The following is an 11,664-nucleotide window of genomic DNA, read 5'->3' as shown; positions in this document are numbered from 1 at the left end:
CACTCTTCGCGTTTCTGATCACCCACCGGACGCCCCGTCGCGCGAAAGCGTGAGGTTAGGGAAGGACCACCGCGGTCAGGTCGTGCCGCGGCACGGTGACGTGCCCGTCAGGACAGCTGCGGTGCGGCGGTCGCCTGGACGGCCCGACACCGAACGTCTCCGGGGCCGCTAGGGGAGCGGTGTTCTCCACGTCTGACACGTTCCGCATCTGCTCGGCAGTGACGACGGCCGGATCGGACCAGCGCATGAGCGGGCGGCTGCAGGACCGGGTGAGCGGCCCTCCGCACGTCGGCCGCAGTCTGCTTGCTGGCTGCTCGTTCTCCTCAGCAGCTCAGCCGCGTGCCCGAAGGCCACGAGTCCGCGCTGCGCGGTCGCAGGCTTCACCGTCGGCGAAGGCGAGCACCGTCAACAGGAGCGTCCGACCGCGCCCGGCCGATCCTTCCACGGCAGACGGTTGGCGGCGGCCGCGGAATCTGATGCGTTGCTCCCCGTAGGGCAGAGGTCTGGGTGGCCGCCGGCACGCGCCAAGCGGCAGCTGATTGGCCGCGATGGCGGCTTCAAAAGAAATTTAGTGGGCAACTATGACGCCAGTCTGGGCATCAGCCCGACCCGCGATCTTTGGTGGGTGATGTGTCATGTCGGTGACGCATGCGCATGCCCTGACTGTGAAGCTGCGGTGTAGGTTCCGTGAGCTGTGCGTGAGGCTTATTACGTTGGTTTACGTCTGACGCTGCTTTAGGATCACAGTCGACCACTTATTTTTGCTTTACGTCTGTGTGCACCGGGGGGCTGCAGATGTTATTCCGTCATGCCGTCACCCGTGCCTGGAAAGGAATCCGGGTGACTCCTCGCATCCGCAGGATGCTCCCGCTCACGGGGATTGCTGCCGTCCTGGCGATTGTGGGCACGCCGATGCTCGCTTCTGCGGACCCGCAGCCGCCGTCGGGAAATGACACACCGCCGTCGGCGGTGGAGGACTTCGCCTACCCGAACGCGGATCAGATTCAGCACGACAAGGGCATCAGGCTGATCAAGGGGGACGGGCACATCACCCTTGCCGCGTGTGATGAATCGGCTCAGCAGATCAGGGTCCTCACCGTGCAGGGCTCCGGCGGGAACCCGCAGGGGGCCTACTGCTTCAAGGCGACGGCCAAGACCGGTTACCTCACGTTGGAGCTCCCGCACGTCATCGCGCTGGAGACCGCTGATCATCCGATCAGCGCGGATCTGAAGCCGCAGGGTGACCCGGCCGCGCCGGTCAAGACGGTGAGCGTGGCGAAGAACGGCTATCAGAGCGTCGGTGAGGGGACCGCCGGGGGTGCGTCCACTGTTCTGGTGGAACTGCGCGTCACGGGCTGACCGACCGCCCCGTCCTTCTTCTCACCGATCTCACATGAAACGGGGAACATTCATGTCTCGCTTTCGTCCGCGCACCGCGCGGACTTCCGGTCTGATCACGGCTGCGTCGCTGGCTGTCGCCGCCTTGTCGGGCACGCCCGCGGCCGCCGTATCGGGTCCGCAGGCTTCTGACGCGGTGTCCACCACCACCGCACGGCTCGACATCGGCGGACAGCGCGGCTGTTCGGCCACCCTGGTGGCCCCGCAGTGGCTGCTGACGGCCGCGAGCTGTTTCACCGACACCCCGGGCGCCACCCTCGCCCCCGGCGCGCCGAAGCTGAAGACGACCGCCACCATCGGCGGCACCGCTCAGCAGGTGGTGAACCTCGTGCCGCGCTCGGACCGGGACGTGGTGATGGCTCAACTGGCCAAGCCCGTAGTCGGTGTCACCCCGATCCCGGTGGCGGCCACGGCACCCGGTGCGGGCGACGAGGTACAGGCCGCGGGCTACGGCCGCACACACGAGGAGTGGGTGCCCGACCAGGTGCACGCCGCCGCCTTCACCACCCAGACCGTCGGCGCCACCACGGTCGATCTGGCCGGGAAGTCGGACGGCGCGGCGATCTGCAAGGGCGACACCGGCGGACCGGTGCTGAGCACCTCCGCCGGTCATGCGGCTGTCGTCGGTGTCAGCAGCCGGTCCTGGCAGGGCGGTTGTCTGGGCACCGACCCGTCCGAGACCCGTACCGGGGCGGTGGCGGCCCGGGTCGACGATCTGGCGGGCTGGGTCCAGCAGGTCGCCTACAGCACGACCTTCGCGAACGCGCCGTGGAAGCATGCCGTGCAGATGACCGCGGGCTACTACACCGGCGGCTCCGCGGGCGGCAGCCGCCACATGGACCTGATCGTGCTGTGGGACGACGGCGAGGTGACCCTCTACCAGGGCGGCGACAGCAACGATGCCGCGCGCCCCTTCGCCGCCGAGTACCAGCTGGCGCCCCGGAAGAGCATCTGGACTCATGCCGTCTCGGTCACCGGTGTCAATGCCACCGGCGGTGGCACGGACGGGCTCGTCGTGCGCTGGACCGACGGCGAGATGACCCAGTACACGACCGTGGATGCCAAGGGTTTCCACGGTGAGAAGCAACTCGCCCCGCGGAACACTCCCGCCTGGCGCAACGACGCGCGTCTGCTGGTGGCCGGCCGCTTCACGCCCGGCGGTCACCGCGACGACCTGCTGGTGGAATGGAAGGACGGCCACGTCTCCGTCTTCGCTGATCTGGCGGCCAACGGACTGAGCAAGCAGACGCAGATCGTCGCCAAGAACACCACCACCTGGCCCTACGCCGAGGAACTGACCACGGGGTCCTTCACCGGCAAGAGCAGTGATGATCTGCTGGTGCGCTGGGTGGACGGGGAAACCACCCTCTACCCGGGCTTGACCGGCAAGGCCCTGCCCGGCGAGATCAAGATCCGGCCGAGGAACTCGGAGTGGAAGGACGCCGCCGTGGTCGCCGCGGGCGCCTTCACCGCCAACACGGCCGCGAACGACATCCTCGTCCGCTGGAACGACGGCCACGTCAGCCTCTTCACCGGCGTCGACGCCAACGGCCTGCACGACGAAGTCCAACTCGCACCCGCCAACTGACCTTCCACACACCGTTCGACGGGCGGTTCCGCGGAACACCGGCGGGCCGCCCCCTCGGGCCCGGTCGCGCACGGCCTGTGATCGGTGCAGGTCCCTGTGCGAGCCGGTGCACACAACCCCCCATAACCCATGAGACGAATAGAGTCCGCAGTGAGACATCCACGACGCCCGCGGCGCGTGGCGGCAGGAGCACAGCACGCGGCGCGTGTGCTGTGTCTGGGCCTGCTGCCCAGCGCGCTGGTACTGGGCCTGCTGGGACCCGCACCCTCCCCGGCCACGGCCGACGGAACCGCTCCGACAGACATCGGAATCGGTGGTGCGCTTCCGGACACCGACCGCGCCAAGGTGGTGCGGCTGTGGGAGACCGGCGGTTCCGGCGTGCGCGCCGCCGCCGAAGCCGCCCTGGTCGGCGGTGACGACGACGTCCGGAACTTCCTGGCTCAGGCCTCCGACATCCAGTTCCAGGACGAGCGCGTCGCCACCGCTCAGGTCGCCAGTGTCGGCGGGACCTACCTCCAGCAGGCCGCCCGCGCCGCCCTGGACAGCAACTCCCCCGACCAGCTGAAAGCCTTCTTGAAGGACGGCTGGAAGGCGCCGCTGGAGCAGGACCAGCGCATCCGGGTCGCGCAGATCATCGACGTCAGCGGCCCGCTGGTGAGGAAGGCCGGCCAGGCCGCGCTGAACGGCACGCCTGAGGACATCAAGAAGTTCCTCGCCAACGACCAGTACACCGAGCAGGAACAGGACGAGCGCGTCCAGACCGCGCAGATCATCGATGCCGGGGGGCCGAACGTCCAGGCGGCCGGCCGTATCGCGATCAACGGCAGCCCGGACGACATCCACGAGTTCCTCCAGGTCGGGCAGTACGTGGCCCGCGCCCACGACCAGGAACACGCCACCATCGCGCAGCTGGCCGATCAGGCGGCGAAGGCGGGCAAGCTGGCCGGGCAGCAGACCCAGGCCGCCAAGGACGCCTCCGCCCGTGCGGTGACCGCGGCGAAACTGGCCAAGGCCGCCGCCCAGAAGGCCGCCGCGGAAACGCAGGCGGCGCAGAAGGACACCCAGCACGCGGCAGCATCCGCCGCCCGCGCGGCGTCCGCCGCCCAGCAGGCCGCCACCGCCGCACAGACCGCGATCAGCGCCGCGAACGCTGCCACCGATGCCGCCCGCGTCGCGGCCAACGCGGCTTCGGCTGCCGCCGCGGCCGCGGACGGTGCCGCCGAGGCAGCCTCCCAGGCCCGTGACGCCGCCGCGAACGCGGCCCTCGACGCCGGCCAGGCAGGAGCCGCACGCAAGGCCGCCCAGAACGCACGGGACGCCGCTGCGGGCGCGCACGCCGCCGCCCAAGCCGCCGATTCGGCGCGCACCGCCGCTTCGTCGGCTGCGGATGCGGCCAAGGCGGCCAGCGGCGCCGGCAGCAACGCCAACGACGCCGCGGACGCGGCCGACCAGGCCAACTCCTACGCGGACCAGGCCGGTGTCCACTCCGCCGAAGCGCAGAACGCCGCGGCCGCCGCGCACCGGCACGCCCGCGAGGCGGCCCGTGCCGCCGACGCCGCCCAGGCACTGGCACAGGAGGCCGCCTCCGCCGCCGGGGAAGCCCGTGACGCCGCGAACGACGCGGCCACCCACGCGGAGAACGCGGCCAAGGCCGCCGACGACGCGGCCAAGCACGCGGGTGAGGCGGCGACCGCCGCCAAGCAGTCCGCCGCGCACGCCAAGGAGGCCAAGAAGGACGCCGACGTGGCCAGCGCGGCGGTCGCCAAGGCCCAGAAGGTCCACGACCTTGCGGTCCGTATTGACACGGAGCAGCTGACCGCCCGGACCAACGAGGCCATCGCCCGCGCCCGGGACCTCAAGGCCCAGGAGGACCAGCGCACCGCAGCGCAGGAAGCAGCCGTGCAGCAGGCCAAGGACCTCGCCGACCAAGCTCAGCACCTCAGCGACCAAGCCGCAGCCGGTACTGGTGCCGCGGATCTGGTGCCGCAGGTGCGCAGGGTGGCCCTGGGGTTCCTGAAGACCGGAAGGCCCTGGAGCGCCGTCGCCGCCGAGGTCGCCCTGGCCGGCTCCGACGCCGACATCCTGGCCTACATCCGCACCGGCTGGAAACAGGCCGCGCAGCGAGACGACCGCGACCAGGTGTACCAGTTGTCGCTGGTTGCCGGTTCAGGGGATGTGCGCAAGGCAGCAGGCCAGGCGCTCGGCGGAGATGCCACTGCGGTGACCGCGTTCCTGGCCACCGGCCAGTACGAGGCCATGAAGCAGGACATGCGCCTGTACATCGCCCGCATCATCGCCAACGCCGGCCCGATCGAACAGCAGGCCGGCCGCACCGCACTGAACACCGACACAACCGACGCCCTGCGCCAGTTCATCACCACCGGCGACTCGCAGGCGCGCACCCAGGACGAACGCGTCCGCGCCGCCCAGCTCGCCGACACCACCAACAAGAACAACGGCCCGCAGGTCAGGGCCGCAGCCCGCATCGCGCTGGAAGGCCCCTCCGACCTGCTGCACGCCTTCATCACGGTCGGGCAGTACAAGGCCCAGCGGCAGGACCAGCTCGGCGCCACCCACGAGGGGCAGATCCAGCAGCTGATCGCGCAGGCCGCGGGCATCGCCGCCACCGCGCAGAAGAACGCCGCCGAAGCCGGCAGGGCAGCAGCCAGGGCCGCCCGAGCCGACTCAGAAGCCGAGGGCTACCGCAGGCAGGCCGAAGCAGCCGCCAACGACGCCCAGAAGTACGCCACTCAGGCCAACGGCTACGCCACCCAGGCCGAACAGTCCGCCAAGGACGCCGCCGCCTCGGCCAAGACCGCCCGCAACGCCCAGCAGACCGCCGAAAACGCCGCAGCCGATGCCCTCAGCTCCGCCACAGCTGCGCGCCGGTCGGCGAACTGGGCAGTATCGTCTGCTGCTGCAGCCTGGACCAGCGCCTGGAAGGCTCGTGACGCGGCCACCACTGCCGGCAAGGACGCCGCAGCGGCAGCCGCAGCGGAAATCGACGCCTATCAGGCCGTCATCGTCAAACAGCAGCAAGAGATGACTAATCGCTGGAAGGTGTATGAGGAATACCTGGACAAGAACAACAAGGATAATGATGACAACAGTTGGATGCCCGACTGGCTGAAAAGCACGGTGAATACCGTCAGTCCCTACGCCAAGGCGTTCTGGGACAACAGCCCACAGATCCTGTCCGGCCTTGCTGAAAGCCTTAGTGGCGCCTTCATGGCCGATCTAGGGATCACCGAGGGAGTCCTCGGTGGAGGCGGAGGACTCGTCCTGTGCCCCGAGACCCTGGGCGGCGGCTGTCTGGAAGCCGTAGTAGCAGTCGGCGGCGGCATCGCTGTGACCGGAGAAGGCCTCCAGTACGCCAGCGACGGCGTTCATAGGTTCAGCGACGGCCTGCAAAATGCTCTCCGGGAAGCCCAGGACGAAGAATCGGTCACGATTTACAAGGCTCCGGGCAAGGGGATGACGGACAAGCTCCTCGAGGATGGCTTCACGGAGCGTGATTTTCCTGGCTCAGGGAATGGCTACCCGGATGGACGGGCGTACTTCGGCCTCGAGGAAGACGGCAAAACCATCGCGCTTGATTACGCCAGTCGCGGTGGCTACGATAACAAAGTTCTTCAGGTTCGAATCCCGAAGGCTGACTTCGACCGATACTTCGCCAAGTACGTGGGAGCCCACAATGGAGTTCCTGGGACCGAAGTGGCCATTCCGAACACAGACTTTGACATACTCAACCAATACCCCCGAAGCGTCGTAGGTGAGTAATGAACGACCAGCTCAGTGCCCAGGAGTCGAGCTTGCTCGGCCAGTTGATCAATGGCCGGGTCGAGGCTGTGTTCCGCTGGGGGGTGATCGTGGATGCGGGACTCTCACGCGTGGGCCTCATCGATGCTCTCTACATCGACGACGAGGACCGGTATGAAGTCGGCCAGAGCGTCACGTGCTACCTGGACTGCTTCGACGAACAGAAGGACAAGTTCATCTTGAGGCCGCCCCAGCAGGTGCCTCTGTCCGAGCGACTCCGTCAGGCCCGGGAGCAGTGACTGCGGCTCGTGGTCGCCCGAGTGCTCGCACACGTAAGGTTGCGGTACGGGCTCCACGACCCAGCGGAATCTGAAGGACGCGAGTGTGACCGCCGCTTCCCAGGAGGTGGCGGTCTTCTCCTGTCCGGTGGGGATGCCGCCGAAGTCAATGAATCGTTGAACCAGCGCTTGATCATGGGCGTCGGCGGTGGATCTCCCGGTCGAATCCTCGGTGGCCTGCCGCCGTGACGGCCGCGGTCGAGCCGGGGCCCTCGCTCGTCGGCCTTCTCGGGGGTGACGTGGTCGACGTCCAAGCTCTCCTTGCACAGGAGCACCCCGACACGTCCGGTGCCGTCTCCGAAATGGAGAACCTTTCTGAATACCCGATGTCGAGATGGTCCACCTGCGGGATCCCAAAGCGGGCGTTCTGCCGGCAGGTGTCAACTATGCATCGGGTCGTGCCTGATGCCGTCGATGCGGGTGATCGCCACAACAGCGGTCCCGGATCACCTGCGCGGTGCCTTGAGCCGATGGACCAGTGAGGTCGTTCCCGGGATCTTCGTGGACGCCGTCTCAGCCCGCGTACGCGACCGAGTTCGGCAGGCCGTCACCCCCTCCGACCTGCTCCACGTCTTCATCGCGGTCGGCCAGTACAAGGCCCAACGGCAGGACCAGCTCGCCGCCGCCCACGAGGGGCAGGATCCAGCAGCTGATCGCATAGGCCGCGGGCATCGCCGCCAGCCGCCCACAAGAACGCCGCCGAAGCCGGCAGGGCAGAAGCCAACGCCGCCTATGCCGTCTCCGGGGAACGTGCTGGCCGCGGGCCTGCAGCCGTCAGAACGCCGTTCCGTACGAGCTCGTGCATGGTTGGCGGTGAGGCGCCGAGTCCGTGATCGTTGATCATGGTTGCATGGTGGCGAGCGCTACTCGTGCAGTGGTCATCAGCAACCGGCGCATCACGGGCCTGACGGCCGACGTGATTGCTGAACTCGTCGCCGAGGTTGGCTCGTTTTGGCACGAGCGCCATCAGGTCAGGCTTGCCTCCCGGCCGCGCAAGCGGGCCGTGGGCGCCGGCGCAAAGCACCGGCTCGTATTCATCGACAGGCTCCTGGCTACCCTCTGTCCATCTCCGTCACGGGACCACCCACGACGTGCTGGCCTGCTGGTTCCACGTGGACCGCTCGACCATCACCCGGGCCATCAACGAGGTGCGCCCCTGCTCGCCGAGCAAGGTTGCACCATCGCCCCCGATGTGCGGCTGCGGACCTTGGCCGAAGTCGTCGACCATCTCGGTGCGACGGGGAAAACCGGCATCATCGACGGCACCGAGATCCGGGTCCGGCGGCCGGCCCAAGGGCGCAAGGACCGGGACAAGTTCATTCCGGCAAGAACAAGCAGAACGCCGTCAAATTCATGGTGGTCACCGATGGCGAGGGACGCGTGCTGTGGTGCAGTCCGACCCGGCCCGCAAGCTGCGCGGACATCACCCACGCACGCCAGTTAGGGCTGGTCAAACACCTGGTAGGCGGGCCCGTGGTCGAGATCCTCGCGGACGCCGGCTACCAGGGGCTGGGCGCGCAGACCGGTGGGCGCGTCGTGACGCCACCGCACCGCAAGTTCAAGAAGAACGCCTCGGACTGGTACGAGGAGATGCACGAGCGCCAGCGCAAGGCACATTCCTCACGCCGTATCCGCGTCGAACACGGCATCGCACATCTCAAGAACTGGCGGTCCTTGGCCCGCCATCTCGGCCGTCGTGAGCACATGAGCGACACGGTCCGGGCAGTCGCCGCCCTGCTCTCCCACCAGCAGACCGCGGACCTGAGCTTGGCACGGCGGGTGTGAGTACCGGACCTGCCGAACTTCTCGATCTCGACGACGGCCGAATTCAGCGCTGATGGCGCTCTTTGAATTTCCCCACTTCGCGATCAGTGGGTCGCCAAACCTGCTCAGTTGATCTCCCCACCTTTCGCGTGATCTTTCCCGGCGTGTCGAACTGGTGTTGGCGTGTCGTGGACAGCCTGCGTGCGCAAGTTCGGCCTGTTCGGGGGCCTGGATGCTCACGCGGGAGGAAGACGTGGATGCGCATGCACTGCGTCGTCAGGGATGGACGATCTCAGCGATCGCCCGGCATCTGGGCCGGGACCGCAAGACGATCCGGGACTATCTGAACAACGAGCGGGCCCCTGGACAGCGCCGTCAGCCACCGGATGCGTTCGTGCCCTTTCTTCCGTACTGCCGACAGCGCCTGGCAGACGATCCGCATCTATGGGCGTCCACGCTGTTCGACGAGGTGACCGCACTCGTCTATGAGGGTGCCTACTCCACGTTCACCCGGAGCAATTGTCAATAGTTGTGGATCAGTTCGCTTCTTGACCATTCGTAGGGCTGGTGGCCTCCAGCTGTTGGCGCAGACGCCTGATTTCAGCGACGAGGCGGGGGACGGTGCCGCGGGCTGCCGCGATGAAGTGCGCGTTCTCGTCCCATCGCTCATCGACGGCATCGACGTAGCGGGGTTGTTGGATGAGGGTCGCCGCCACGATTTCGCGGTGGTCGAAGCCCGGCCACCGCTCGCCGAGGCCGGTGTCGGGCACTGTGCTCACGGCGACAAGGCTCATGGCGTCGGCATCGTCGAGGCTGCGGACGAACCACGGGCCCGGAGTCGCGGCCCCTGCCAGCTCGTCGAGTTCGTCCAGTTCCTCGTCGGTGAGGGGATCCAGGGCGGTCATCAGGCCGCGACCTCGTTTCGCGCCACGAGCTGGCCATTCTCGAACCTCGCGCCCGCGCGGACCAGCGGGACCAGGTGTGCGCCGGTGATCGCCCGCCAGCGGGCCTGGGCGGATTCCACGAGCTTGAACACCATGGCGAGGGCCGCGGCTGGGCTGCCGGCGCCGCGAGTGACCTTGGTGCGGAGCTTGACCGTGGAGAACGTGGACTCGATCGGATTTGTGGTCCGCAGATGGATCCAGTGCTCGGCCGGGAAGTCGTAGAACGCCAGCAGTTCCTCCCGGTCGTCGACGATCTTCGCGACGGCCTTGGGCCACTTCTGCCCGTAGGTCTTCGCGAACGCGTCGATTGCCTTCTCGGCGTGCGCGCGGTCCTCGGCGTTGTAGATCTCCTGCATCGCCTTCGTCGCGCCCGGCTGCGCGGACTTCGGCAGGGTGTTCGTGACATTTCGGGCCTTGTGAAGCCGCCAAGAATCAACCTGTTGCTTTGTGATCAGCGGCTCGTTGGCCTGGTATGGCGATCCCGGTGGAGATGCTGTCTCAACTCGACTGCCGTTTCGCGGCATTGCTGCCGCATCTGAACGAGCGGCAGCGGCGTCTGGCGATAGCGGCCGAGGCAAGGCTGCTCGGTCACGGCGGCGTACGGGCTGCCGCCCGGGCAGCCGCTGTCAGCGAGACCACCGTGCGCCGGGGAATCGCGGAACTGGAAGCTGGCGCCGAGCCGCTGCCCGGCGGACGGATCCGCGTCGAAGGCGGAGGCCGTAAACCGGCCGAGAAGATCGACTCCGGCCTGGTGGAGGCGCTGATGGCCCTGGTCGAGCCGGACGAGCGAGGTGATCCGGAATCCCCGCTGCGCTGGACGACGAAGTCGCTGCGCCACCTGGCCGAAGAACTGACCCGGCAGGGGCACCCGGTCTCGGCACCGACGGTGGGACGGCTGCTGAAGCAGGCCGGCTTCAGTCTGCAGGCCAACGCCAAGACTCTCGAAGGTGCCCAACATCCCGACCGTGATGCCCAGTTCCACTATCTCAACGAGCAGGTCAAGCAGCACCAGGCGGCGGGCGAGCCGGTGATCAGCGTAGACACCAAGAAACGCGAGCAGATCGGCCGCCTGCCCATGGCCGGACGCGAGTGGCGCCCGAAGGGCGAGCCGGTGCGGGTCGAGGACCACCACTTCTTCTTCAGCGGCCCGGACGTCGAGCAGGCCATCCCATACGGCATCTATGACATCGCCCGCAACACCGGCTGGGTCAACGTCGGCGTCGACCACGACACCTCCACCTTCGCCGTCGAGTCGATCCGCCGCTGGTGGAAGGCCCGCGGGCACGACGACTATCCGCAGGCCACCCGGCTGCTGATCACCGCGGACGCCGGCGGCTCCAACGGCTACCGCTACCGGGTCTGGAAGAGCGAACTGGCCGCGCTGGCCGCCGAGACCGGCCTGGCGATCACCGTCTGCCACTTCCCTTCCGGCACCTCGAAGTGGAACAAGATCGAGCACAGGCTGTTCTCCCACACCACCCATAACTGGCGTGGACGCCCCCTGACCAGCCATGACGTCGTCATCGAGACGATCGCCGCCACCCGGACCCGGGCCGGACTGCTTGTCGAGGCCCGCCTGGACTGCGGCGACTACCCCACGGGCATCGCCATCAGCAAGGACCGCTTCGCCGCCCTGCCCCTGGTCAAGCACGATGTCCACGGCCAGTGGAACTACACCCTGCTGCCCGAACCCGCCACGGCGCAGACCCCGCCCGCCACCGGGGAGGCACACGGTGTCGCCGAACGGCGTCGCGCGCTCCTGGCCCGTTTGGCCGACCCGCGCCTGACCGGACTGACTAGCACACAACTCATGGATCTGTGCTCCGTGTTGGCCCCGCTCCAGGCCGCCCGGTCCCAGGAACGCTACAGCGAG

At 68.0% G+C, this 11,664-nt stretch carries 9 protein-coding genes and 2 pseudogenes; 8 read left to right on the top strand and 3 right to left on the bottom strand.

Going from position 1 to position 11,664, the window contains the following annotated elements; all coding sequences use genetic code 11:
- The first annotated feature begins 840 nt into the window (after window positions 1–840).
- The 5 genes and pseudogenes from AC5WS8_RS38385 to AC5WS8_RS38365 form a co-directional block, all read left to right on the top strand.
- Window positions 841–1,359: a hypothetical protein gene (locus AC5WS8_RS38385; RefSeq protein ID WP_496108110.1), complete on the top strand. Its 519-nt coding sequence runs from the start codon at window positions 841–843 to the stop codon at window positions 1,357–1,359.
- 34 nt (window positions 1,360–1,393) lie between these two features.
- Window positions 1,394–2,986: a trypsin-like serine protease gene (locus AC5WS8_RS38380; protein ID WP_496108109.1), complete on the top strand. Its 1,593-nt coding sequence runs from the start codon at window positions 1,394–1,396 to the stop codon at window positions 2,984–2,986.
- Between the two features lie 177 nt (window positions 2,987–3,163).
- Window positions 3,164–6,766, top strand: a complete 3,603-nt coding sequence (locus tag AC5WS8_RS38375; protein WP_496108108.1) for an ALF repeat-containing protein — start codon at window positions 3,164–3,166, stop codon at window positions 6,764–6,766.
- The gene (locus AC5WS8_RS38370; protein ID WP_496108107.1) at window positions 6,766–7,044 is read left to right on the top strand and encodes a hypothetical protein; all 279 of its coding nucleotides are present in this window, start codon (window positions 6,766–6,768) and stop codon (window positions 7,042–7,044) included. Before AC5WS8_RS38375 ends, AC5WS8_RS38370 begins: the two co-directional genes overlap by 1 nt.
- 444 nt (window positions 7,045–7,488) lie before the next feature.
- Window positions 7,489–7,575 (top strand): annotated as a pseudogene (locus tag AC5WS8_RS38365) (type I-E CRISPR-associated endoribonuclease Cas2); the annotation flags it as partial.
- Window positions 7,576–7,596: 21 nt separating this feature from the next.
- Here the strand turns inward: AC5WS8_RS38365 and AC5WS8_RS38360 are convergent.
- On the bottom strand, window positions 7,597–7,755 hold the full coding sequence (locus AC5WS8_RS38360) for a hypothetical protein (protein WP_496108111.1): 159 nt from the start codon (window positions 7,753–7,755) through the stop codon (window positions 7,597–7,599).
- Window positions 7,756–8,436: 681 nt separating this feature from the next.
- Between AC5WS8_RS38360 and AC5WS8_RS38355 the strand changes: the two genes are divergently transcribed.
- Together AC5WS8_RS38355 and AC5WS8_RS38350 are read left to right on the top strand one after the other, a co-directional pair.
- Window positions 8,437–8,868, top strand: a complete 432-nt coding sequence (locus AC5WS8_RS38355; protein ID WP_496108106.1) for a transposase family protein — start codon at window positions 8,437–8,439, stop codon at window positions 8,866–8,868.
- 232 nt (window positions 8,869–9,100) lie between these two features.
- Window positions 9,101–9,376 carry a helix-turn-helix domain-containing protein gene (locus AC5WS8_RS38350; RefSeq protein WP_496108105.1) on the top strand — a complete coding sequence of 92 codons (276 nt, stop codon included), beginning with the start codon at window positions 9,101–9,103 and terminating at the stop codon, window positions 9,374–9,376.
- A 7-nt stretch (window positions 9,377–9,383) separates the two neighbouring features.
- On the opposite strand, the gene AC5WS8_RS38345 is transcribed toward AC5WS8_RS38350, so the two are convergent.
- Window positions 9,384–9,752: a hypothetical protein gene (locus AC5WS8_RS38345; RefSeq protein WP_496108104.1), complete on the bottom strand. Its 369-nt coding sequence runs from the start codon at window positions 9,750–9,752 to the stop codon at window positions 9,384–9,386.
- Window positions 9,752–10,240 (bottom strand): annotated as a pseudogene (locus tag AC5WS8_RS38340) (transposase); the annotation flags it as partial. The pseudogene AC5WS8_RS38340 and the gene AC5WS8_RS38345, both read right to left, overlap by 1 nt.
- A gap of 23 nt (window positions 10,241–10,263) precedes the next feature.
- Here AC5WS8_RS38340 and AC5WS8_RS38335 point away from each other — a divergent pair.
- A partial coding sequence (locus AC5WS8_RS38335) for an ISAzo13 family transposase (RefSeq protein ID WP_496108103.1) occupies window positions 10,264–11,664 on the top strand: 1,401 nt, incomplete at its 3' end.

The organism is Streptomyces sp. PTL18, from assembly GCF_059510295.1.
Note: the sequence above shows the minus strand (reverse complement) of the source record. Positions and strands in the feature narration are given on the sequence as shown.